Source organism: Aquamicrobium sp. YD-1-mutant5, from assembly GCF_059509755.1.
The window spans coordinates 28370-51754 of record NZ_JCAKKP010000018.1 but is presented as its reverse complement, the minus strand read 5'-3'; the positions used below and the strand labels follow the sequence as shown (position 1 = coordinate 51754).

The window sequence follows — 23385 nt, the reverse complement described above, 5'->3', positions numbered from 1 at the left end:
GACGAGATGGCAATTCTGTTGAACCGCAGGTCGCGCGTGATCGTGCAGGGCCTGACCGGCAAGATCGGCAGCTTCCACGCCGACGAAATGCGGCGCTACGGCACCAATGTCGTGGGTGGCGTCACCCCCGGCAAGGGCGGGCAGGTCCATCAGGGCATGCCGGTTTTCAACACGGTGCGCGGCGCGGTACGCGAAACCGGCGCCGATGTGAGCATCGTGTTCGTGCCGCCGCCCTTCGCCGCCGATTCCATCATGGAGGCGGCCGAAGCCGGGATCAGGCTGTGCGTATGCATCACCGACGGCATTCCCTCGCAGGACATGATGCGGGTGAAGCGCTTCATGCTGCGCTTCCGCTTCGAGGACCGCATGCGCCTCGTCGGCCCCAATTGCGCCGGCGTCATCACGCCCGGACAGGCGATGATGGGCATCATGCCCGGCAACATCTACCTTCCCGGCCGGGTCGGCATCGTCGGTCGCTCGGGAACGCTGGGCTATGAGGCGGCATCGCAGATGAAGGCGCTCGGCATCGGCGTCTCCACCAGCGTCGGCATCGGCGGCGATCCGATCAACGGCTCGTCCTTCCGCGACATCCTCAAGCTGTTCGAGGAAGATCCCGACACCGACGCGGTGGTGATGATCGGCGAGATCGGCGGACCGCAGGAGGCGGAAGCGGCGGAATGGGCCAAGCACAATATGCGAAAGCCCCTGATCGCCTACATTGCCGGCCTGTCCGCCCCGAAGGGCAAGCGCATGGGCCATGCAGGCGCCATCATTTCCGCATTCGGCGAGTCCGCGCAGGAAAAGGTGGAGATCCTGCGCGAGGCAGGCGTCACCATCGTGCCGACGCCAGCGGCGTTCGGCCCGGTCGTCTCGGAAGTGCTTCAGGCCCAGCAGAAAGCCGCCTGAGTCCGGGTTCTTCCTTTCCGATCGAGGTAGACATTACGATGAAACCACGCATTATCGTCACCAGACGCTGGCCGGAGGCTGTCGAGAAGGTTCTTTCGGAGCGATTCGACACCACCTTCAACACATCCGACGTGCCGCTTACGCAAGACCAGCTGCGCGATGCCTTCGCCGAATATGACGCCATCCTGCCCACAGTGAGCGACAGCCTGCCGGCTGCCGCTTTCCCGGAGGGGACGGCGCGCACGCGCCTTCTCGGCAATTTCGGTGTTGGCTTCAGCCACATCGACACCGAGGCGGCCCGCCGGCTGGGCATCACCGTCACCAACACGCCGGGCGTGCTGACCGACTGCACCGCGGACATCGCCATGACCCTGCTGCTCGGCGTGGCCCGCCGGGCAGGCGAAGGCGAGCGCGAATTGCGTTCCGGCAACTGGACCGGCTGGCGGCCGACCCACATGATCGGCAGCCGGGTGTCTGGCAAGACCATCGGCATCATCGGCATGGGGCGGATCGGCAAGGCGACCGCACGGCGCGCCCATTTCGGCTTCGGCATGGATGTGGTGTTCTACAACCGCTCGAAGGTCGATGACGACGAAACCCGCACCATGGCCGCGCGGCAACTGCCGACGATCGAGGATGTGCTGGCAGAAGCTGATTTCGTCTCGCTGCATTGCCCAGGCGGCGCGGAGAACCGGCATCTCATAAATGCCAAACGGCTTGCCGGAATGAAACGCGGTGCCTTCCTCATCAACACCGCTCGCGGCGATGTCGTCGATCAGCAGGCGCTGATCGATGCGCTTCAGTCAGGCACCATCGCCGGTGCGGGTCTTGACGTCTTCGACGGCGAACCGGCCGTGCCGGAAGCCCTCAGGCGCTTGGAAAACGTGATGCTGTTGCCGCATCTGGGCAGCGCGACGGAGGAAACGCGCGTGGCGATGGGCATGAAGGTGGTGGAAAATACCGTCGCCTTCTTCGAAGGCCGCGACGTACCGGACCGGGTGGCGTGATGAAAGCCACCGCATCCGACCTGATCGCACTGCGCAGGCAGGCGCTGGACCTGTTTCACGGCGGCGTCAGCGCCTCTGACCCCGAAAAGGCCGTGTCTGAAGCGCTTGAACAGCGCAGGCACATGATCGACGCGGCCCGCCGCGTCGTCCTGATCGCCTTCGGCAAGGCGGCCTGCCCGATGATGCAGGGCGCCCTGCCCTTTCTCGGCGGCAAACTGCACGCAGCCTGCGCCGTGACCAATCCGGAAAACATGGTGCCGCTCGACGACCGCGTGATGGTGATGGCCGGCGGCCACCCGCTGCCGGACGAAAACAGCCTTCAGGCAGCGCATGTGATCGAGCAGCTTGCGGAATCGGTCCGCCCGGGCGATCTGCTGCTGGTGCTCGTCAGCGGCGGCGGCTCCGCACTTGTGTGCGCACCAGCGCCGGGAATAGCGCTAGCCGACAAGATCGCCCTCAACGACGCGCTGATCCGCTCGGGAGCCGGCATCTGCGAGATCAACACAGTGCGGCAGGCCTTTTCCCGCCTCAAGGGCGGACGCCTCGCCGGACTGGCGCGTCAGGCGAAGGTGCTTTCCCTGATCCTGTCCGATGTGCCGGGCGACGATGTTTCCACCATCGCCAGCGGCCCGACGGCGAGACCGCGTGCGGGGGATGCCCGCGCTGTCCTCGAAAAACACGGACTGAACGACGCGCTGTCGGCAACGATGCGAAAGCATCTTCAGAGCACGGCCCGCCGGACGCCTGCGAAAGCAGCGCATTTCAATCATGTCGAGAATGTCGTGATCGGCGGCAACGGCATCAGCCTGAAGAAGGTGATGGAATGTGCCGGCTCGCTGTTCCCGGCCGTGGTCAAGGCCAATGACTGGCTGTGCGGCGACGTGGCCGATGCCGCTTCCGTACTGCACAGGATGGCGCTTTATGCAGCCCGCGAAAGCGGTCCCATCGCCATCATTGCCGGTGGCGAGCCCACCGTGCGGGTGAACGGCAATGGTGCGGGCGGCCGCAATCAGGAGCTGGCACTGCGGTTCGCCGTGCTGGAGGAAGGTGCGCGCATTGGGCGCCCCTGGGTGTTCCTGTCCGGCGCCACGGACGGGCGCGACGGCCCCACCGATGCGGCAGGCGGCATTGTCGATGCCGGATCCACGGAATGGATGCGGCAGTTCGGCTGCGACCCGGACGCGCATCTGGCCAACAATGATTCCTACCCGGCGCTCGCAGCGTCTGGCGATCTTCTGCTGACAGGCGGCACCGGCACCAATGTCGCCGACCTGCAGATCCTGCTCATGCGGTAAACACCTGCCGCATACCGGTTCGGGCCGCTCACTGCCCGCTTCGGCAGCCTGCCTCCCCTTATCGGGCAGGTTCCGATACTTGCCTCCGGCCCCGGCCGGAGGCTTTTTCTTTTCCCGCACGTTCGCAGAGGACAAAGCCGCATGCAGGCGCGAACGCGCATTTTCGCCTACCCGCCAGCTACCCGGATTGCCACCCGAAGGATCGGGATTCTTACCCGTCCGGGCGTTTCGGATCGGGAGAAAAAGCGCTTTCCTCGATGCTTGAGGAACGAAAGTGCCGCATCAGGCTCCCTTCATCAGCAGACCCCGAAACGGGGCAATGAAGCAGGGGCCGCGGTGGGAGGAATGGTGCCGCTTGGACCAGATCAACAGCCTAAACCAGTCTGAAGATGCCAGGAGCCTGCTGTTCAGGTTGCTCGTGTCGGTGGTCCGGGAGCGCGAGCCCGCGGTGGCTCAGGTGCTCGTCGGACGCACCGCCATCGACGAGTTGCAGCCCCATGAACGCATCCCCGCGCTTCAGGCAACCGGGATATGGTTCCAGCTCACCGCAATCGCCAACGAGCTTCTGGCCATGCGCGCGCGCCGGGAAGCGGAAAAGCAGGGCGGCGCGGATGAAGTGGTGGGGTCCTTCGCCAATGTGATCGGCGAGATCGCCGCTGCCGGCTATCCTGCGGAAAAGGTGCAGGCCGCGCTCGATGGCCTGCTCGTCGGCCCGACGATGACCGCCCATCCTACCGAGGCCAAGCGCGTCACCATTCTGGAGATCCACCGGCGCATCTATCGCAAGCTCACCGAACTGGAACAGCAAAGATGGGCGCCGCGCGAGCGCGCCCAGTATATCGATGATCTGCGGGGCGAGATCGAACTTCTGTGGATGTCGGGCGAGCTGCGCCTTGAGCGGCCTTCGGTGGCGCATGAGATCGCGTGGGGACTGCATTTCTTCCGGGAAGTGATCTTCGAGGCCACGCACAAACTTTATGAAACGGTCGAGGAAGCGCTGGCGACCCATTATCCGGGGAACGCCGTGCCCGTACCGTCCTTCATGCGCTATGCCTCATGGATCGGCGGCGACCGTGACGGGCATCCCGATGTGACGGCAGAAGTCACCGCTTATGCACTTAGCGAATGTCGCCGTGCTGCCCTCGACTGGTACATTTCGCGGCTCGGCCGTCTGGTGGCCATGCTGAGCGTCAGCGCCAGAGTGGTGGACATTCCGGATGATTTTCGCGCCAGCCTCGATGAGGCTCTGGAGCGCAGCGGCGACGCCACAGCTGTCGCGGCGCGAAACTCCGACGAGCCTTTCCGCCAGTTCTGCGCAGCCATGCTGGAACGGCTTCTGGCCACCCGTGGCGAGGGTGCCGGCACGCCCTACCCGCGCGCGGAATTCTTCGCCTGCGATCTGCGGGTTCTGGAAAGCGTGCTCGCCAAAGTGGGAGGCAGACAGGCGGCGCGCCGTTTCGTGCGCCCTCTGATACGACAGGTCGAAACCTTCGGTTTCCGCACCGTTTCGCTCGACATCCGGCAGAATTCTACGGTCGTCAATCGGGTTCTGGCCGAGCTGTTCGGCCTGATCGATCCGGCCGGCGCGCCGCAACCCGGCAGCTTGCAGTGGAGCGAACGCATCCGCGCAGCACTTAACAGCGGCGAGCGTCCCGAAATCGACCGCGCCGCCCTGTCGCCCGAGGCGACCGAGATGCTCGACCTGCTCGCCGTCATCCGCGAGGCCCGCGCCGGCTACAATGACGGTGCGGTCGGCGCCTTTATCCTCAGCATGACGCAATCGCGCGACGACCTGCTGGCCGTTTATCTGCTGGCGCAGTATTGCGGGCTGGCGACTGCACCGGACGGCAGCGGCACCATTGCGCTCAGGGTCGTACCGCTGTTCGAGACCATCGCGGATTTGCGGGCGGCACCGGAAATTCTCGACCAGCTCCTGAACGTGTCGATCGTCAGCCGTTCGGTTCGCGATCACGGTAATTGCCACGAGGTGATGCTCGGCTATTCGGATTCCAACAAGGATGGCGGTTTTCTGGCATCCAACTGGGAACTCAGCAAGGCGCAGAGGCAGATCGCGGACCTCGCCACGAAGCGCAAGATCAGGATCGGCTTCTTCCATGGCCGGGGCGGATCGGTCAGCCGGGGCGGCGCTCCGACAGGACGCGCCATCGCCGCGCAGCCGGCCGGCACGGTGGGCGGCATCATGCGCGTCACCGAACAGGGAGAGGTCGTCTCCTCCAAATTCGCCAATCGCGGCACCGGCCTCTATCAGCTCGAAATCCTTGCCGCCAGCGTCTTCGCCCACAGCGTGAAATCCCGCGACGAGGAGGAGCTGAAGGCCGTCCCCGAATACACCGAAGCGCTGGAAGCGCTGACCGGCATGTCGCAGGCCTCCTATGTCGGCCTCGTCGGAGAGCCCGGCTTCATCGACTATTTTAATCAGGCAAGCCCGGTGGAGGAACTGGCGCTCCTGAAGATCGGCTCGCGGCCCGCCCGGCGCTTCGGCGCGCGCGGCCTGTCCGATCTGCGCGCCATTCCGTGGGTGTTCGCCTGGAGCCAGAACCGCCATCTGCTCACCGGCTGGTACGGAATAGGCAGCGCCCTCAACTCCTTCGTGACGGTGCGCGGCGATGCCGGGCTGGAACTTCTGCGAACCATGTTCGAGCGGTTCCGCTTCTTCCGGCTGGTCGTCGATGAGGTCGACAAGGTGCTCTACCAGACCGACATGGAGATCGCCCGGCTCTATGCCGAACTGGTGCAGGATCGCGAGGTCGCGGACCGCATCCATGCCAAGATCGCCGCCGAATTCGCGCTGACCTGCCAGATGATCGCCCGGGTCAATGGCGGCAGGACGCTGCCGGAGCGCTTCCCCGCCTTCAAGCGGGACTTCGACCGCGTGCGACCTCAGATGGACAGCATTCACCGGCTTCAGGTGCAGCTGCTGCGCGAAGTGCGCGCGGGCAACGCGCCGAAACGGGCGGTCAATTCGCTGCTTTTGTCGATCAACTGCATATCGGCCGGTCTGGGGTGGACCGGCTGACGATTTCGCACACCGACAGGTGATGCAAGGGAGGGTTATCATGGACGTCAATATTCCCAACAGGCCGGGCACCGGTAGCTCCAGCCGCTTCTTCCGCAGCGGCATTGCCGATACCGATCCGGCCGTGAACGGCGCGATCATGCGCGAGCTTGGCCGTCAGCGCGACGAGATCGAGCTGATCGCATCCGAGAACATCGTCTCTCAGGCGGTGCTGGATGCGCAGGGCTCGGTGCTCACCAACAAATATGCCGAAGGCTATCCGGGCCGGCGCTACTATGGCGGCTGCGCCTATGTGGACGAGGTGGAGGAACTCGCCCGGGAGCGCGCCCGCGCCCTGTTCGATTGCAGCTATGTGAACGTGCAGCCCAATTCCGGCAGTCAGGCCAACCAGTCGGTGTTTCTGGCCCTGATGCGTCCCGGCGACACCTTCCTCGGCCTCAACCTTGCCGCCGGCGGCCATCTTACCCATGGCGCGAAGGCAAACGTGTCCGGCAAATGGTTCAACGCCGTTTCCTACAGCGTGCGGGAGGACGATCATCGCATCGACCTCGACGAGGTGCGCGATCTTGCCCTCAAGCATCGGCCCAAGGTCATTCTGGCGGGCGGTTCGGCCTATCCCCGTGTCATCGACTTCAAGGCGTTTCGCGAGATCAGCGACGAGATCGGTGCGAAGCTGTTCGTCGACATGGCGCATTTCGCGGGACTGGTGGCGGGCGGCGTTCACCCCAATCCGCTGGCGCACGCCCACGTCGTCACCACCACCACCCACAAGACGCTGCGCGGGCCGCGCGGCGGCATGGTGCTGTCGAACGACGAGGAAATCGGCCGCAAGATCGATTCCGCCGTCTTCCCCGGCCTGCAGGGCGGGCCGCTGATGCATGTGATCGCCGCCAAGGCCGTGGCCTTCGGCGAAGCGCTGACGCCGGCCTTCAAGGGCTATGCGGCAACGGTGGTGGCCAATGCGAAGGCGCTGGCAGAAACGTTGGCGGATGGCGGCGTCGACATCGTCTCCGGCGGCACCGACACACATCTCATGCTGGTCGATCTGCGCCGCAAGAACCTGACGGGCAAGGATGTGGAGGCTGCGCTTGGACGCGCCCACATCACCTGCAACAAGAACGGCATTCCCTTCGATCCGCAGGGCCCGACCGTCACCTCGGGCGTCCGGCTCGGCACGCCCGCCTGCACCACACGCGGCTTCGGCGTGGCGGAATTCCGCGAGGTCGGCGCGATGACCATGCGCGTCATCGACGGACTGGCAGCCAATGGCGAGCAGCGCAATGCGGCAGTCGAAACCGAAGTGCGCGAGCAGGCGCAGGCGCTGGTCCGCAGATTCCCGATCTATGAGTGAGGCAACACCGTTCTGGCCGGGCAACGGCTCTTCAATGAAGGAGGTCTGTATGTGCGCATATCATGTCTACGAAAATGCACCGCTTGGCAGCCTGATCCGCTTTTGCGACGGAACGCCGAGGCCGGCCGAGGAACAGGCCGCCGAAGTCGAGGCGTGGGAAAAGCGCAACGGCACCGGGCTGCTGGCGATGAAGGACCCTTCGCCGGAACTGCGCAGCTGGGTGCCGCCGACCTCGATCACGCTGCGCCTGTCCGCCGTGGACGGCAACGCGGCTGACGACGGCGGTCTCTCGCTGACGTTTTCGGTGGACAGCAATCTTCGCTTCGAAATTCTGGCAAGGCCGTCAGCGGGCACGTTTCGCGTCTTGCGCGGCAGCGGCAGCGCCGTCGAACTGCTGGGCATCGCCGGCGATCGCGCCGAAGCGCAACACTATCTGCGCGCCTGTCCGGCCAGTGCCGGATTGCGGGTCGAAGAGGAGACTGCCGACAATCATGCCGCGGATGCGGTCGAAGGCCGCTCGGCGTCGGTGCGGGTGGCCATTCCTCGCCCCACGACCCGGCCTGACCGGCTGCGGGTGAGCGGCTGATCCTGTGCAAAAGGGGGCATCGCACCATGGCGCTGCCCCCTGAAACGCTACTGCGTTTCCCGGAACACCTCGCTGATGGTCTTGATCTCCCCAGCTTCCTTCACCCGGTAGCCGGGCAGCGTGGTGATAGCAGCGTGAAACTCCGGCCCGCGCATGACCGAAAGTACACACTGGACGGCCTCCAGGTCGAGAATCTGTTTGTGGCAGACGAACACATAATCCTCGGTCAACAGCCGCACGAAATCGAGATCGAACTGGCGGGCGGCCGCTTCGACGCCGAAGGCGACGTCCGCGTAGCCGCTGGCGACATAGGCGGCGACCGCCGCATGCGTGAACTCGGAATGCTCGTAACCATTGATACGGCTGCCGTCGATGCGATGGCGGGCAAGAAGCTGGTCGAACAGAAGCCTTGTGCCGGAATCGGGATCGCGGTTGACGAAGCGGATCTGCGGATCAACGAGCTGCCTCAGCTCCGCGATGCCAAGCGGATTGCCGGGGCGCACCATCAATCCCATTTCGCGCGTGACGAACGATATGACCCGGTGCGTCCTGGTGTCGAGCAGCCCCTTTGCCGCGACGATCGCCTGCTTTCGCAATTCGCCCTGCGGCAGATGCATGCCGGCCAGATCGCAACCGTCATGCACCAGAGAAACCAGCGAACTCTGGTTGCTGACATAGCGGAAATCGACATCGATATCGGCTTCGAGGCTCAGCAGTTCCCGCAGCTTCGGCACGGCAAAGCCGTGGCTGGCGTGAACGCGCAGCACCAGCGGTCCCTGCGTGAGCATCTGGTTGACCTCTGTTTCCAGCTCCTGCGACAGGTTCTGCAACAAAGGCCGCAGCCGCGCTTCAAGCCTCTGCCCGGCCCAGACCAGCTTTTCACCGAACGGTGTCAGTCTTGTGCCGCTGCCCTGCCGGCGCACGACCAGCGGCGTGTTGAAGAACTCCGACCATTTCTCGATCAGGTTCCAGGCATGGCGATAGGAAACGCCGGCCCGGCCGGCGGCGGCGGCGATCTTTCCCGACGCACGGATCTCGGCCAGAAAATCCAGCATGATCTGAAGGGACTGCGCATCCTTGCGGCGGCGAAACCGCCAGACAGGTTCGATTTCAATCTCGATCATGCTTCCTCCCAAGCATTTCGTGACGAAACTCATATTGGCAATTCAGATCATATCTTGAACTTTCCTATTAGGCAATAAATTTCATATTCACGAAATTCATCACAGCAGTTACTGTTGAATTCCCATGCACTCCATGGGCCACGACAAGATTCAAAATATGAATCAAAGTACATATTATGGGAGGTCCGATCTTGCTGAACCGAGTTTCCGACGACGTACAAAAGCTGCTGATAGACGGGGTCCGCGTTCCTGCATCTTCCGGACGCAGCTTCGAGACGCTGAACCCCGCCACCGGCGAGGTTCTGGCCAGGGTGGCCGAGGCTGACGCGGCCGATGTCGACGCCGCCGTGCGTTCGGCGCGCGCCGCCTTTGAAGGCTCATGGGGGCACATGAAGGCCAGCGAGCGCGGCGCCCTGCTGCTGAAGCTGGCTGAGCTGATCCGCCGCAACGAGGACGAGCTGGTGCAGCTCGAAAGCCTGGATTCGGGCAAGCCCGTTTCGGCCATCCGCCGCCAGGATCTGCCGGCGGTCATCGACACCCTCACCTACTATGCCGGCATGGCCGACAAGATCAACGGACAGGTCATTCCCGCCCGTCCCGATGCGCTCACCTACACCGTGCGCGAACCGCTGGGGGTGGTCGGTGCCATCATCCCGTGGAACTTCCCGCTGATGATCGGCATGTGGAAGATCGCGCCGGCGCTCGCCTGCGGCTGCACGGTGGTGCTGAAGCCGGCGGAAATCACGCCGCTGACCGCGCTGCGCATCGGCGAACTGGCTTTCGAGGCCGGCTTCCCGGCCGGTGTGCTCAACGTCGTTCCGGGCTTCGGCAAGGTGGCCGGGCAGGCGCTTGTCGATCATCCGGACGTCGACAAGGTGACCTTCACCGGCTCGCCGGTGGTCGGACGCCAGATTCTGCAAAGCTCGGCCGGCAACCTCAAGCGCGTGACGCTGGAGCTTGGCGGCAAGTCGGCCAACATCATCTTCCCGGATGCCGATATCGACGCAGCGGTGAAGGCCGCCAGTGCCGGCATCTTCTTCAACACGGGCCAGGTCTGCTCGGCCGGCTCGCGCATTCTCGTGCATCACAGCATCCATGACGAGGTCGTGGAACGGCTGGCCGCGCGGGCGCAGACGACCCGTATCGGCAATCCGCAGGACACGTCGACGGGCATGGGCCCGCTGGTGTCTGAGGTGCAGATGAAGCGCGTGCTCGACTATATCGAGATTGGCCGCAACGAAGGCGCCGCGCTCGTCACCGGCGGTTCGCGCCACGGCAATGCCGGCTATTTCGTGGAGCCGACGGTGTTCGCCGGCGTGCGCCACGAAATGCGCATCTCGCAGGAAGAGATCTTCGGCCCCGTGGCGGCTGTCATTCCCTTCCAGGATGAAGAGGATGCGCTGCGCATCGCCAACGGCACGGTCTACAGCCTCGCCGCCGGCGTGTGGACCGGGGATATCGGCCGGGCGCATCGTTTCACCCGCCGCCTGAAAGCGGGCACGGTCTGGGTCAACACCTACGGCCCCACCGATATTCGTCTGCCATGGGGCGGCGCGCGTGACTCCGGCTTCGGCCGCGAGCATGGCGAGGCAGCGATCGACAACTTCACCGAACCCAAAGTCGTCTGGATCAACACGGGCCGCTGAAGAAGTCGCCACAAGCACTCCGTGCGGCTTTGCATTCAAAGCCGCATGAAACCAGACGGTCAGAGCATTCCCGCGCTTCGGGAACAGCGGAAATGCTCTGACCTTAACCGATCCATCCGCCGTCATTGCCGGCCGGGTCTGCCGCCTCCTGCGTGCAGCCTTCGGCGAAGCACGGCCGGTCTTTGCCTGAGAACCGAGGAGGAAAAGCATGCGCATTGCAATTATTGGCCAGCAGGCCTTCGGTAAGAGTGTACTGGAAGCCTTTCTGGCCCGGGGAGACGAAGTCGCCGGCGTTTTCTGTGCCCCCGAAAAGCCGGGCGCGCGTCCCGACCCTTTGCGGCTGGCCGCCGAGGAACTTGGGCTGCGCGTGTTCCAGCTCCCAAACCTGAAAAGCCCGACTGCCGAAGGCGCGTTGCGCGCGCTCGATGTCGACCTTGCCGTCATGGCCTATGTGCTGCAGTTCGCGCCGCAGTCTTTCGTCAACATTCCAAGGCATGGCACCATCCAGTACCATCCCTCGCTGCTGCCGAAATATCGCGGTCCAAGTTCCATCAACTGGCCGATCATCAAGGGTGACACTGAGACAGGCCTCACCATCTTCCGCCCGACTGACGGGCTGGATGAAGGCCCGGTCATCCTCCAGAAGCGCGTTGCCATCGGGCCGGAAGACACGCTCGGCACCGTCTATTTCGACGGCCTGTTTCCGCTCGGCGTCGAAGCGATGCTGGAGGCCGCCGACCTCGTGGTCGAAGGACGTCACACCGAAACCGTGCAGGACGAGGACGCGGCTTCCTATGAAGGCTGGTGCCGCGATGCCGAGGCCGGGATCAACTGGAGCGCGCATATCGACATGATCCACAACCTCATCCGTGGTTGCGACCCGGCACCCGGCGCATGGACGACCGTGCTTGGTGAAAAGGTGCGGCTGTTCGAGGCCAGAAAGCATTCGGTGCGCCGCTTCGGCGACGTTCAGGGCAAGCCGGGCGAGATCGTGGGCATTGCGGAGGAAACGATCACCATATCCGTGCAAGGCGGCACGGTGGAGATCGCCAGGGTGCGCACAGAAGCAGGAAAGAAGATGTCGGCAGCGGCATTCGCGAAATCGCTGGGTCTTTCGACCGGCGACAAGCTGGAATCGCATGCAGCGCCCGATCTCGCGGCGGCGTCAGGCCAGTAGCCGCTGGGATTTTCTGCCGGCGCCCGCATATTCCAGGGTGTCATGACTTTGCAGGCGGCAGGGACGCGGAATTCCGTATCCCTGCCCCTTTTCATTTTGCCTTGCCTGAACAGGCCCTGACCTGTGCTGCGGGCATCGGCCCGAATGTTGCAATCGCCCGCCTTCCCCTTCTTCCCCGGTGGGGCATTCCGGTTTCCGGGCGGGCAAAGCTGACGATCCGGCCCTTGCCCTTTATTCTGCTTGCGATACATGCCATTTCGTTGTCCGGTTGCCTTGTCCCCCGCGTCCACTTCTGGCCTGTCGAACGCAACAAAAGGCTTCATGCGATAACCAATGTTTAGAAAAATGTCGTACAGGTCACAGGCTGTACGGATACGCAGTGGCATGCGTGGCCCGCGCAGCGGAAGAGAACGGGAAGACAATGAGCATCGACGCCGCACTGATCGACAGCGCCAACATATTCGAGCTGGCGCCAATCTCCCTGTGGCTGGAAGACTACAGCGGTCTGCGCAGGCAGTTCGACATATGGCGTGCCGAGGGTATTTCGGATCTGGGCGCCTTTCTGAGGGAAGACACCAGCCGCCTCGATCTGTGCACCAGCCAGATCCGCGTGCTCAAGGTCAATCGCAAGACGCTCTCGCTGTTCGAGGCCGATGACGTCGATCATCTGGTGGCGAACCTGCATCGCATTTTCAATGCCGACATGCTGGAGCCGCACATCGGGGAAATGGTCCAGCTCTGGAACGGGTCGGACCATTTCAGCAGCAACACGGTGAACTATTCGCTGGGCGGCCGGCGCATCGATATCCAGCTCAAGGGCCGCATACTTCCCGGCCACGAGGAAAGCTGGGACCGGGTTCTGCTGGCCATCGAGGATGTCACCGCGCGCGAGGATGCGCTGCGCGAACAGGATCGTCACAAGCAATATGCACAGGGGCTTTTCGAGCACTCGCCCATTTCGCTGTGGGTTGAGGATTTCAGCCGCATCAAGCAGTTGATGGATGATGTGCGCCAGCGCGGCATCGTCGATTTTCGCGTGTTCACCGACGTGCACCCCGAATTCGTGCACCAGTGCCTCAGCGAGATCCGGGTTTTGGACATCAACAACGATACGCTCACCCTTTTTCTCGCAGACGACAAGAAGACCCTGTTGCAGAGCCTGCCGCAAATCTTCCGATATGAAATGGCATCGCACTTCCGCGAGCAGCTTATCGACCTGTGGAACGGGATCCTCTTCCAGAGGCGCGAAGTGGTGAACTATGCGCTCGACGGGTCCGAGCGCCATGTTCTCATGCAATTCTCGGTGCTGCCGGGACGCGAAGACGACTGGTCACTCGTGCAGGTGGCGCTGACCGACATCACCGCCCGCAAGAAGGCCGAAGCCTATCTGGAATATCTCGGCAAGCATGATGTGCTCACCAAGTTGCACAATCGCGCCTATTACGTCGATGAACTCAACCGGCTGGAGCGCAAGGGCGAGGCGCCGGTTTCGATCATCATTCTCGATCTCAACGGCCTCAAGACCGCAAACGATCAATGGGGCCATGCCGCAGGCGACGGATTGCTGCGCCGCGTTGGCGAAGTGCTCAACGAAGCGGTGACACAGCCCGGTCATGCCGCTCGGATCGGCGGCGACGAATTCGCTGTCGTTCTGCCCTACATGGACGAACGCGGCGCCGAGGCCGTGGTCGATAACATCAGGCGGCTTATCGGCATCAACAACCAGTATTATTCGCAGATGGAACTGAAACTTTCCCTCGGAGCAGCCACGAGCCTGCCGGGCGAGAAGCTGGAAGCTGTCGCCAGACGGGCGGATCTTCTCATGTACGAAGACAAGCGCGCCCATTACTCGGCCGCCAGCCCTGACCACATCTGAGTTTTGTCCCGCGCGCCGGCTTCGGCACGCGGGGCCTGACAAGAGACCTGCTCCGCGGCCTGTCAATCGTCGCGGAACCCTGTCCGCGCCGGTTCGATGTCGGTCTTCGACACGCCGTTGTCGCGGTTGCACCGGCGAACGCCCCGACCCCGGCGCATGATCCTGCCTGTTGGCGCCCTGAGGCGCACCGGTTTCCTGTACGGCGCGCAAGTCGCCGGCAGCTGCCGGATGGTGATGATCTGCGGGGAGGACGCGGATGGACACGATGCCATGCAGGGGAGCGCCTGCTTCGGCCGGAACGGTTTTCCGTGATCGGGAGGAGCCGGAATCTCACCCGGGATTTACAGCGAACAGCTGCGCTGCGGTTTCTTTTCCACATGCCGGCAGAATGCACGCCGCAGACCTCGCAAAGGCAGGCGAACGCTGGCGATGGCTCCTGCGGCAAGGCTCCCGGAAAGCGTCCGGCGCAACCTGCCGGAAAAGATGCCCGCCCGCATTTGTGCCTTTGCGGGTGGACATCGGTTTTTCAGTACGATATAAAAATTGCAACAAGCGATCGCGCCGGGAAAGCAATACCCGAGCGCAATCGCTTATTTTTTCGCGGCCGGATGTTATTCTTGGCTTTTCTTATAACAGAGGAGATTTTACTCGCCAAGCCAAGCGGGTGCTCTATTGATTATGACTTCAACGACCGAAAAAAACGGATCGAATGGACATTCCGAAGTAAAACTTCGACTGAAGAATGTTTATAAAATCTTCGGAAGCAACGTCAAAAACGCTCTCGAAATGACGAGGGCTGGCAAAAGCAAAACCGAAATCCACGCAACCACCGGCTGTACGATCGGTGTCGACGATGTCAGCTTCGACATCATGGATGGCGAGATCTTCGTCATCATGGGCCTTTCAGGTTCCGGCAAGTCGACGCTGCTTCGCCTTCTCAACCGCCTCATCGAGCCCACCTCGGGCGTCATCGAGGTCAATGGCGAAGACATAACCAGGCTGTCGACACGCGACCTCATCGAGCTTCGCCGCCGCGACATGAGCATGGTGTTCCAGTCCTTCGCCCTGCTGCCAAACCGCAATGTGCTGAACAACGCCGCGTTCGGGCTCGAAGTGTCCGGCGTCGGCGAAGCTGAGCGTACGCAAAAGGCGATGGCAGCGCTTGAGGCCGTCGGCCTCAGGGATTACGCCATGAGCCGGCCGGACCAGCTTTCCGGCGGCATGAAACAGCGCGTGGGGCTTGCCCGGGCGCTGGCCAGCGAGCCGACCATCCTTCTGATGGACGAAGCCTTTTCGGCGCTTGATCCGCTGATCCGCACCGAAATGCAGGATGAACTGATGCGCCTGCAGGCCGAGCACAGCCGCACTGTCATCTTCGTCAGCCACGACCTTGACGAGGCCATGCGCATCGGCGACCGCATCTGCATCATGCAGCACGGCAAGGTGGTGCAGGTGGGAACGCCGGACGAGATCGTCTCGCAGCCGGCCAACGACTATGTGCGCTCCTTCTTCCGCAATGTGGACGTCTCGCAGGTGTTCAAGGCCGGAGACGTGGCGCGCCGCACCCAGCTGACCCTCGTGGATCGGCGTGGGGCTACCGCTGCGGCGGCACTTGAGCAGATGTCGCAAAGCGACCGTGACGTCGCCATCGTCGTCGGCCGCGACAAGAAATATCATGGCATGATCAGCCAGGACGTGCTGGTCCAGAAGATCAGGGCGAAGGATGCGGACCCGTATCGCAACGCCTTTCTTCAGGATGTGACGCCCATTCCCGCGGGCGAGCCTCTTTCGAATGTGCTGGGGCTCGTTGCGGCGAGCCGCTGGCCGGTACCCGTGGTCGATGAGCGGGGGCGCTATGTCGGCTCCCTCAGCAAGTCGTCGCTTCTGGAAACGCTCGACCGCGCTGGCTGAGCCGAACCGAAGGGAAACTACATGGACTTCGATTTCAACGTCGGCCACGGTGCCGACGTCACCGTCAACTACATACTCGACAACTTCACCCCGGCGCTCGACGGCATCGCGGCGGCGATCGGTTTCGTCACCGGCGGTCTGCAATCGTTGCTCACCGGCACCTCACCGCTGGTCGGCATTGCAATCCTGACCCTGCTTTCGCTGTGGCGGGTTGGCTGGAAGTTTGCACTCTTCACGATAGTGTCGCTGGCGCTGGTCAATCATATGGGCCTGTGGCACAGCACCATGCAGACGCTGTCGCTCGTGCTTTCCGCCACCGTGATCGCCGTCGTCGTCGGCATTCCTGCCGGCATCGCCATGGCCCGCTCGGACCGGGTGGCCGGCCTGTTCAGGCCCGTGCTCGACCTGATGCAGACCATGCCGGCCTTCGTCTATCTGATCCCGGCCGCCATGTTCTTCGGCCTCGGCGCCGTGCCCGGCACTATTGCCACGGTGATCTTCGCCATGCCGCCGGTGGTGCGCCTGACCAATCTGGGCATCCGGCAGGTTCAGGAAGAGCTGGTCGAGGCCGGGCAGGCTTTCGGCTGCACCCCCTCTCAGCTTCTGTTCAAGGTGCAGCTGCCCAATGCCCTGCCCTCCATCATGGCCGGCATCAACCAGACGATCATGCTGTCGCTGTCGATGGTGGTCATCGCCTCGATGATCGGCGCCGGCGGACTCGGCAATCATGTTTTGACCGGCATCCAGCGCCTTGACGTGGGCGCCGGTTTCGAGGGCGGCCTGGCCGTCGTCATTCTGGCCGTGGTCCTCGACAGGATCACCCAGAGCTTCGGCAAGGGCGGTTCGGGCTTCCTGAGCCTCCTTGCCTTCCGAAAGGCGGGGGACCGTTTGCAGGCGTCAGCGCCGGCCAAGGTTCCGGCTGCCGATGACAAGCAGCGGTCAGCCGCCGCTTGAGCTCCGAAAACAAGAAGGAGAAGATATGATCAGGAAACTTACGCGCATCGGCCTTGCTGCCCTGATGGCGGGCAGCATGGCAACGGCCGCCCTGGCGCAGGACGGCAAGCCGGTGAAAATCGGCTGGGCCGCATGGTCCGACGCGGAATTCGTGACCAAGCTTGCCGCGAAGCTCATCGAGGACGAACTCGGCCAGAAGGTCGAGCTGGTTCAGACGGACGTGGCGCCGCTTTATCAGGGCGTGAGCCGCGGCGACATCGACGCCATGATGATGGCGTGGCTGCCGGAAACCCATGCCGACTACTTCAAGCGGATCGAAGACAAGGTCGATACGCTCGGCACCATCTATGACGGCGCCAAGCTTGGCTGGGTGGTTCCCGACTACATCCCCGAGAGCGAGATTTCCTCGATCGAGGATCTGGGCAAGGCCGAGGTGAAGGAAAAGCTCGGCGGCGAGGTGCAGGGCATCGATCCGGGCGCCGGCCTGACCCGTCTTTCCGAAAAGGCGATCACCGATTACGGCCTCGACTACAAGCTTCAGATTTCCAGTGAAGCGGGCATGCTGACCACGGTCGACCGCTCCATGCGCACCGAGAAATGGTTCGTGGCCACCGCATGGAGCCCGCACTGGATGTTCGGCAAGTACAAGCTGCGCTACATCGACGACCCCAAGGAGTCGCTCGGCAAGGCGGAGCACATCGACATCCTCGCCCGCAAGGGTTTCAAGGATGACAACCCGAAGGTGGCCGAACTGCTGTCGCGCATGAAGGTGGAGATCCCGGAACTGGAAGCCGCCATGTTCGATGCGCAGGAGACCTCCTATGAAAAGGCGGTCGAAAAGTACATCTCCGAGAACCCGGACAAGGTGAAGGAGTGGGTCGGCGCCAAGTAAGCCTGACCCTGTCAAGCCCGGTCACGGGAACGGACGGCAGGCTCGCCTGCCACCACGCCTGAAAGAGGCCGCCGCGAAACAGTCGCGGTGGCCTTTCGCGTTCAGGCCCGGTCGGCAGCCAACTTTTCTAAAGCGTGTCGCGATCTTTCAGATTCGCTCCTCACGCTTTAAGTTCTTGTTTTTGCGCATGTCGTTATCCCGAAACCGGCTCCCACTCTCGGGCGACATGCGTTAGCCGCGGCTGACGAAAACGGGCGGTATCTCGATACGCGCGTTCTGCGGCGCGCCCTTTTCTATGATGTCGAAAACGGCCGCCAGCATCTGCGGCACGTCCTGACGCACCATCTCGATGTCGTCGGCAAGCAGTGCCGCGAAGGGATCCCAGTCGAAGCAGCCCATCACCGGCGCACGGCCCTCGTAGTGGCCGGAACGGCGGATCCAGCGCATCACCCCCTCAAGGGAAATCGTGGAGTTGACGAACATTCCCTGTGGCAGAACCCCTTCCCGCTGCGCCAGCGCGCCAAGCGCGCCTTCGGCCTTTTCCGGCGCATAGCCGCAGGCCAGAATGTGGTTTTCGTCCACCTCGATCCCAACCTCCTCATGCGCCGCGCGAAAGCCGCGGATACGCTCGCTGGTGTTGTGGTCGTTCCCGCGCCCGCCAATGAACAGCAGCGGCAGTGCCTGTCCAAGCCTTTGACGGCAATTGGCCAGAATACGGCGGGTCAGTTCCCGCGCACCCGCGAAATTGTCGGAGATGACCGACGGGGCATGTGAGCCGGGAAGATCGAGATTGAGACTGCGTACGCCGGCCGGCCCACACAGATCGGTGATGCGGTCGGGATTGGTGGCGCCGGTCGAGATCAGCCATTCGACCTGATAGGAGAGCATGGTGCGCGCGGCCTCCATCTCCAGGTCGGGATCGCGGCGCGTGCAGGTGATGATCGGAAACAGATCGCGTTGGCGGGCCATCGCCTCGAAGGTTTCGACGATGGAGCCGAAATAGCGGTTGTCGTATTTCGGCACGATCATGCCGATAATCCGGGATTTCTCCCGGCGCAGCAGGCTTGCCTGCATGTTGACCGCATAGCCCTGCTCCTGGGCCAGCCGGGTGATCTTCTCAGCCAGCTGGCTGCTGATCCGGCGCTTCTTCCATGTGCCGTTGAGCACCGCACTGACCGCACTGGCCGAGGTGCCGGCCAGTGTCGCCAGATCGTAGATGGTCGTCTTTCTGGTCGGCTTGCCGCCATCCATCAGAATTCTCTCCTCTGTGGCCGCTTCGCTTCCCCCGCGCCGCCGCCATCTCCTGCGCTTTTCACCTGCGAGGCGGTGCCCGCCATGCACAAGACGCAGCGTAAAGCTCTTATCCACCCCGTCTGATTTGCGCCAGCTTGACATCAATATCTGAAGGTGGCAATTTTTGCTTCATCGATTGAGCTATCATGCACAATCGATGAAGGCGGTTGCATATCGAAGACCGATCGGGAGGCGTTCGGGAGTATTCTGAAGCTTGAACCGGTGCATGTGCCACGTCGTGGAGCAGTCCCGACACGTTGCGCATGAGGCTCCCGGCCTTTGACCCGGTCCGTGCCGGTTTCAGGGCATCAACTTCCCGGCACGGGTTTGTCGTTTACAAGGAGGACACCATGAATTTCCGCACTTTCCTGATGGCGACGGCTGCCGCCGGCGTTCTGTGCATGGCGCAGGCGCGGGCAGATGAAGCCGCCACCGTCGCGTTCCTGATGCCGGATCAGGCATCGACGCGTTACGAGGAGCATGATTATCCGGGCTTCAAGGCAGAGATGGAAAAGCTGTGCGCGAGCTGCACGGTCATCTATCAGAACGCCAATGCCGACGCCTCGCTCCAGCAGCAGCAGTTCAACTCGGTGATCGCGCAGGGCGCCAAGGTCATCGTGCTCGATCCGGTCGACTCCGCCGCCGCTGCCGGTCTCGTCGAGATCGCCCATTCGCAGGGCGTCAAGGTCGTCGCCTATGACCGACCGATCCCGGACAAACCGGCCGACTACTATGTCTCCTTCGACAATGAAGGCATCGGCTACGCCATCTCCAAATCGCTGGTCGACCACATGAAGGCGAATGGCGTCGAGGACGGCGCGGGCGTGCTGCAGGTCAACGGCTCGCCGACCGACGCTGCCGCCGGCCTGATCCGCGACGGCATCCATCGCGGCCTGAAGGAATCCGGCTTCGAGACGCTGGCCGAGTTCGACACGCCGGAATGGGCGCCGCCGAAGGCGCAGGAATGGGCTGCCGGCCAGATCACCCGCTTCGGCGACAAGATCAAGGGCGTGGTTGCCGCCAATGACGGCACCGGCGGTGGCGTCGTTGCAGCCTTCAAGGCCGCCGGCGTGCAACCCGTTCCTCCGGTGACCGGCAATGACGCCACCATCGCCGCCCTGCAGCTGATCATCGCCGGCGACCAGTACAACACCATCTCCAAGCCTTCGGAGATCGTTGCCGCTGCCGCCGCCAAGGTGGCTGTGCAGTTCGTGAAGGGCGAGACGCCCGAAGCGAAGACCACGCTCTACGACACGCCTTCGGAACTGTTCGTTCCGGCAGTGGTGACGTCTGAGAACATCAAGGCTGAAATCTTCGACAAGGGCATCCAGACCGCTGAGCAGGTCTGCACCGGCGAATATGCCGAGGCTTGCAAGAAGCTCGGCATTACCGAGTAATATGCCTGTGCCCGGCCGGCTCCGGCCGGCCGGGCTTATCCTGCCAAGCAGAGGCCATTCAAAGATGAACCAGCAAGCCGGCGCAGGCCCGCAACCGGGCAGCCCCATCCTTAAACTTCGCCAGATCTCCAAGAATTTCGGAGCCGTTTCGGCGCTGACCGACATTGATCTCGATGTTCATGCCGGCGAGGTGGTGGCGCTGGTCGGCGACAATGGCGCTGGCAAATCGACGCTCATCAAGATTCTGGCCGGCGTGCATCAGCCGTCCTCCGGCACCATCGAATTCTGCGGCGAAACCGTATCGCTCGACAGCCCCGGCCGAGCGCTGGAACTGGGCATCGCCACGGTGTTTCAGGATCTTGCGCTATGCGAGAACCTCGACGTCGTCGCCAATCTGTTTCTCGGCCATGAACTGTCGCCATGGAACCTCGACGAGGTGGCCATGGAGGTGAAGGCATGGACGCTCCTGCGCGAGCTTGCCGCGCGCATCCCCTCCGTTCGCGAGCCGGTCGCTTCCCTGTCGGGCGGTCAGCGCCAGACGGTCGCCATCGCCCGCTCGCTGCTGCTCGACCCCAAGATCATCATGCTGGACGAACCCACCGCAGCCCTTGGCGTTGCCCAGACGGCGGAAGTGCTGAACCTTATCGAGCGGGTGCGCGATCGCGGCCTCGGCGTCATCATCATCAGCCACAATATGGAAGACGTCCGCGCTGTGGCTGATCGCGTCGTGGTGCTGCGCCTTGGGCGCAACAATGGCGTTTTCAGCCCGGACGCCACCAACAACGAACTCGTCACCGCCATTACCGGCGCCACCGAAAACGCAGTGTCGCGTCGCCGCGCCCGTCTGGACGCTGGCAATAAAACCGACGGCATCAGCGGGGCAAGCGCATGACCACGCCAGTTTCCACCAAACCCTCATCCGAAAAGCACGCCACCGCAGAAGCGGCGCTCGACCGTTCCGACGAGCGCGTGCGCCACGACGAGAGCATTGGGGGCATGGTGCGCAGCTTTTTCGCGCGTGTCCGCACCGGCGATCTCGGCATGCTGCCAGTCGCCGTCGGGCTGATCGTCATCTCCACCGTGTTCAGCATCCTCAATCCGGTTTTTCTTGCACCCAACAATCTGGTGAACCTGCTGTTCGACAGCGCCACCATCGGCGTCATTTCGCTCGGCATCGTGTGCGTGCTGCTGCTGGGCGAAATCGACCTGTCGGTCGGCTCGATGAGCGGACTGGCCTCGGCCATCATCGGCGTCCTGTGGGTCAATGCCGGCTGGCCGATTGCCGGCGGCATTGCCGTCGCACTTGCTGCCGGAGCCGCGATGGGCGCGCTCTACGCCATGCTCTACAACAGGCTTGGCATGCCGAGCTTCGTCGCCACGCTGGCTGGCCTTCTGGCCCTGCTTGGCCTGCAGCTTTACATTCTGGGTCCGACCGGCTCCATCAACCTGCCCTATGCCTCGCCGCTGGTGCGTTTCGGACAGGTCATGGTGATGCCGGCCTGGACATCCCATCTGCTGGCGCTGCTTCCCGGTGTGGTGATGGTGGTGCTGGGCCTGCGCAACCGCGCCCGCCGCCATGCCGTCGGCCTTTCCTCGCAGCCGCTCGGCGCGCTTGCCTTCAAGGCCGGTCTGTTCACCGTGGTGATCCAGTTCGCCGTCTACTATCTCAATCTGGGGCGCGGCGTGCCGTGGATGTTCGGCCTGTTCGTGGCGCTGGTGGTGGTGCTGGACTATGCGCTGACCCGCACCCGCTGGGGCCGCTCCATGTTCGCCGTCGGCGGCAATCGCGAAGCCGCACGCCGCTCCGGCATCAATGTGCGCCGCATCTACATGTCGGCCTTCATGCTGTGCTCGACGCTGGCAGCGCTTGGCGGCATTCTGGCCGCCTCCCGCCTTGCCTCCTCCAGCCAGCAGGCCGGCACCGGCGACGTCAATCTCAATGCCATCGCGGCTGCCGTCATTGGCGGAACCAGCCTATTCGGCGGCCGGGGCAGCGCCTATTCCGCCCTGCTCGGCATCATCGTCATTCAGGCCATTTCGAACGGCCTGACACTGCTCAATCTCAGCTCTTCACTGCGCTACATGATCACCGGCGCGGTTCTGGCCATCGCCGTCATCGTCGATTCGCTCGCCCGCCGCTCCCGCGTCAGCCACGGCAGAGCCTGATCCACAGGAAGGAAACATCATGGCGGAAATCATGAAGGGCAAGGTCGCAGCCATCACCGGAGCCGCATCCGGCATCGGCCTCGAATGCGCCCGCACCCTGCTGGCCGAAGGCGCCACGGTGGTGCTGATCGACCGGGCCGCGGACCGTCTCGAAACGCTGTGCGCCGAGCTTGGCGAACGCGCCAGACCGCTGGTGGTCGACCTTCTTTCGCCGTCAGACGTGTCGGGCATGCTGCCGCGCATTCTCGAGGCTGCCGGGCGTCTCGACATTTTCCATGCCAATGCCGGCGCCTATATCGGCGGGCCGGTGGCCGAAGGCGATCCCGACGCCTGGGACCGGATGCTCAACCTCAACATCAACGCCGCGTTCCGCTCGGTCCATGCGGTGCTGCCACACATGATCGCGCAGAAGAGCGGCGACATCCTGTTCACCAGCTCCATCGCCGGCGTGGTGCCGGTGGTGTGGGAGCCGATCTACACCGCCTCGAAATTCGCCGTGCAGGCCTTCGTTCACTCCACCCGCCGTCAGGTGGCGCAGCATGGCGTGCGCGTCGGCGCGGTTCTGCCCGGCCCGGTGGTGACGGCCCTGCTCGACGACTGGCCGAAAGCCAAGATGGAGGAGGCGCTCGCCAATGGCAGCCTGATGCAACCGAAGGAAGTGGCCGAAGCCGTGCTGTTCATGCTGTCGCGCCCGCGCAACGTTACCATTCGCGATCTGGTCATCCTGCCAAACAGCGTCGATCTGTAAGGGGTGAAGCCCCACCCCT

The 23385-nt window shown here is 63.4% G+C and carries 19 protein-coding genes; 17 read left to right on the top strand and 2 right to left on the bottom strand.

Features of this window, described 5'->3' with window-relative positions:
* Positions 1-6 precede the first annotated feature (6 nt).
* From sucD to AC5XE7_RS18180, 6 genes are all read left to right on the top strand, one after another.
* Positions 7-906 (top strand): succinate--CoA ligase subunit alpha, encoded by a 900-nt coding sequence (gene sucD, locus AC5XE7_RS18205; RefSeq protein WP_495367084.1) that lies wholly within the window; start codon positions 7-9, stop codon positions 904-906.
* Between the two features lie 38 nt (positions 907-944).
* Positions 945-1913, top strand: a complete 969-nt coding sequence (locus AC5XE7_RS18200) for a 2-hydroxyacid dehydrogenase (protein WP_495367083.1) — start codon at positions 945-947, stop codon at positions 1911-1913.
* The gene (locus AC5XE7_RS18195) at positions 1913-3208 is read left to right on the top strand and encodes a glycerate kinase type-2 family protein (RefSeq protein ID WP_495367082.1); all 1296 of its coding nucleotides are present in this window, start codon (positions 1913-1915) and stop codon (positions 3206-3208) included. The genes AC5XE7_RS18200 and AC5XE7_RS18195 overlap by 1 nt, the downstream gene beginning before the upstream one ends.
* 355 nt (positions 3209-3563) lie before the next feature.
* Complete coding sequence (locus tag AC5XE7_RS18190) at positions 3564-6245, top strand: phosphoenolpyruvate carboxylase (RefSeq protein WP_495367081.1); 2682 nt, start codon at positions 3564-3566, stop codon at positions 6243-6245.
* A gap of 40 nt (positions 6246-6285) precedes the next feature.
* Positions 6286-7596, top strand: coding sequence for a serine hydroxymethyltransferase (gene glyA, locus AC5XE7_RS18185; protein WP_495367080.1), 1311 nt, complete (start codon positions 6286-6288; stop codon positions 7594-7596).
* A gap of 49 nt (positions 7597-7645) precedes the next feature.
* Positions 7646-8182: a UCP036055 family protein gene (locus AC5XE7_RS18180; protein ID WP_495367079.1), complete on the top strand. Its 537-nt coding sequence runs from the start codon at positions 7646-7648 to the stop codon at positions 8180-8182.
* A 47-nt stretch (positions 8183-8229) separates the two neighbouring features.
* Here the strand turns inward: AC5XE7_RS18180 and AC5XE7_RS18175 are convergent, their stop codons facing one another.
* The gene (locus AC5XE7_RS18175) at positions 8230-9306 is read right to left on the bottom strand and encodes a substrate-binding domain-containing protein (protein WP_495367078.1); all 1077 of its coding nucleotides are present in this window, start codon (positions 9304-9306) and stop codon (positions 8230-8232) included.
* Between the two features lie 191 nt (positions 9307-9497).
* Here AC5XE7_RS18175 and AC5XE7_RS18170 point away from each other — a divergent pair, with 191 nt between their 5' ends.
* From AC5XE7_RS18170 to AC5XE7_RS18140, 7 genes are all read left to right on the top strand, one after another.
* Entirely contained in the window at positions 9498-10952 is a 1455-nt protein-coding gene (locus AC5XE7_RS18170) for an aldehyde dehydrogenase family protein (RefSeq protein ID WP_495367077.1), read from the top strand.
* A gap of 208 nt (positions 10953-11160) precedes the next feature.
* Positions 11161-12129, top strand: a complete 969-nt coding sequence (locus AC5XE7_RS18165) for a methionyl-tRNA formyltransferase (protein WP_495367076.1) — start codon at positions 11161-11163, stop codon at positions 12127-12129.
* 421 nt (positions 12130-12550) lie between these two features.
* Complete coding sequence (locus AC5XE7_RS18160) at positions 12551-14005, top strand: sensor domain-containing diguanylate cyclase (RefSeq protein ID WP_495367075.1); 1455 nt, start codon at positions 12551-12553, stop codon at positions 14003-14005.
* A gap of 308 nt (positions 14006-14313) precedes the next feature.
* A complete protein-coding gene (locus AC5XE7_RS18155; RefSeq protein WP_495367098.1) occupies positions 14314-14757 on the top strand; it encodes a hypothetical protein in 444 nt (147 codons plus the stop codon).
* Positions 14684-15916 (top strand): glycine betaine/L-proline ABC transporter ATP-binding protein ProV, encoded by a 1233-nt coding sequence (gene proV / locus AC5XE7_RS18150; RefSeq protein WP_495367074.1) that lies wholly within the window; start codon positions 14684-14686, stop codon positions 15914-15916. Before AC5XE7_RS18155 ends, proV begins: the two co-directional genes overlap by 74 nt.
* Before the next feature lie 21 nt (positions 15917-15937).
* Positions 15938-16870, top strand: coding sequence for an ABC transporter permease (locus AC5XE7_RS18145; RefSeq protein ID WP_495367073.1), 933 nt, complete (start codon positions 15938-15940; stop codon positions 16868-16870).
* A gap of 25 nt (positions 16871-16895) precedes the next feature.
* The gene (locus AC5XE7_RS18140; protein ID WP_183832424.1) at positions 16896-17762 is read left to right on the top strand and encodes a glycine betaine ABC transporter substrate-binding protein; all 867 of its coding nucleotides are present in this window, start codon (positions 16896-16898) and stop codon (positions 17760-17762) included.
* 231 nt (positions 17763-17993) lie between these two features.
* Here the strand turns inward: AC5XE7_RS18140 and AC5XE7_RS18135 are convergent, their stop codons facing one another.
* A complete protein-coding gene (locus tag AC5XE7_RS18135) occupies positions 17994-19013 on the bottom strand; it encodes a LacI family DNA-binding transcriptional regulator (RefSeq protein WP_495367072.1) in 1020 nt (339 codons plus the stop codon).
* A gap of 413 nt (positions 19014-19426) precedes the next feature.
* On the opposite strand from AC5XE7_RS18135, the gene AC5XE7_RS18130 reads away from it, so the two are divergent.
* From AC5XE7_RS18130 to AC5XE7_RS18115, 4 genes are all read left to right on the top strand, one after another.
* Positions 19427-20452, top strand: coding sequence for an ABC transporter substrate-binding protein (locus AC5XE7_RS18130; RefSeq protein ID WP_495367097.1), 1026 nt, complete (start codon positions 19427-19429; stop codon positions 20450-20452).
* Between the two features lie 64 nt (positions 20453-20516).
* Complete coding sequence (locus AC5XE7_RS18125; RefSeq protein ID WP_239801413.1) at positions 20517-21344, top strand: ATP-binding cassette domain-containing protein; 828 nt, start codon at positions 20517-20519, stop codon at positions 21342-21344.
* Entirely contained in the window at positions 21341-22618 is a 1278-nt protein-coding gene (locus tag AC5XE7_RS18120) for a sugar ABC transporter permease (protein ID WP_495367071.1), read from the top strand. The genes AC5XE7_RS18125 and AC5XE7_RS18120 overlap by 4 nt, the downstream gene beginning before the upstream one ends.
* Positions 22619-22637: 19 nt before the next feature.
* Positions 22638-23366: an SDR family oxidoreductase gene (locus AC5XE7_RS18115; RefSeq protein WP_495367070.1), complete on the top strand. Its 729-nt coding sequence runs from the start codon at positions 22638-22640 to the stop codon at positions 23364-23366.
* Positions 23367-23385 lie beyond the last annotated feature (19 nt).

Excerpts from the sequence above, each read along its gene's own strand:
- sucD (WP_495367084.1), top strand. The coding sequence starts at position 7 with ATGGCAATTCTGTTGAACCGCAGGTCGCGCGTGATCGTGCAGGGCCTG.
- AC5XE7_RS18200 (WP_495367083.1), top strand. The coding sequence starts at position 945 with ATGAAACCACGCATTATCGTCACCAGACGCTGGCCGGAGGCTGTCGAG.
- AC5XE7_RS18195 (WP_495367082.1), top strand. The coding sequence starts at position 1,913 with ATGAAAGCCACCGCATCCGACCTGATCGCACTGCGCAGGCAGGCGCTG.
- glyA (WP_495367080.1), top strand. The coding sequence starts at position 6,286 with ATGGACGTCAATATTCCCAACAGGCCGGGCACCGGTAGCTCCAGCCGC.
- AC5XE7_RS18180 (WP_495367079.1), top strand. The coding sequence starts at position 7,646 with ATGTGCGCATATCATGTCTACGAAAATGCACCGCTTGGCAGCCTGATC.
- AC5XE7_RS18175 (WP_495367078.1), bottom strand. The coding sequence starts at position 9,306 with ATGATCGAGATTGAAATCGAACCTGTCTGGCGGTTTCGCCGCCGCAAG.
- AC5XE7_RS18165 (WP_495367076.1), top strand. The coding sequence starts at position 11,161 with ATGCGCATTGCAATTATTGGCCAGCAGGCCTTCGGTAAGAGTGTACTG.
- AC5XE7_RS18160 (WP_495367075.1), top strand. The coding sequence starts at position 12,551 with ATGAGCATCGACGCCGCACTGATCGACAGCGCCAACATATTCGAGCTG.
- proV (WP_495367074.1), top strand. The coding sequence starts at position 14,684 with ATGACTTCAACGACCGAAAAAAACGGATCGAATGGACATTCCGAAGTA.
- AC5XE7_RS18145 (WP_495367073.1), top strand. The coding sequence starts at position 15,938 with ATGGACTTCGATTTCAACGTCGGCCACGGTGCCGACGTCACCGTCAAC.
- AC5XE7_RS18140 (WP_183832424.1), top strand. The coding sequence starts at position 16,896 with ATGATCAGGAAACTTACGCGCATCGGCCTTGCTGCCCTGATGGCGGGC.
- AC5XE7_RS18135 (WP_495367072.1), bottom strand. The coding sequence starts at position 19,013 with ATGGATGGCGGCAAGCCGACCAGAAAGACGACCATCTACGATCTGGCG.
- AC5XE7_RS18130 (WP_495367097.1), top strand. The coding sequence starts at position 19,427 with ATGGCGACGGCTGCCGCCGGCGTTCTGTGCATGGCGCAGGCGCGGGCA.
- AC5XE7_RS18125 (WP_239801413.1), top strand. The coding sequence starts at position 20,517 with ATGAACCAGCAAGCCGGCGCAGGCCCGCAACCGGGCAGCCCCATCCTT.
- AC5XE7_RS18120 (WP_495367071.1), top strand. The coding sequence starts at position 21,341 with ATGACCACGCCAGTTTCCACCAAACCCTCATCCGAAAAGCACGCCACC.
- AC5XE7_RS18115 (WP_495367070.1), top strand. The coding sequence starts at position 22,638 with ATGGCGGAAATCATGAAGGGCAAGGTCGCAGCCATCACCGGAGCCGCA.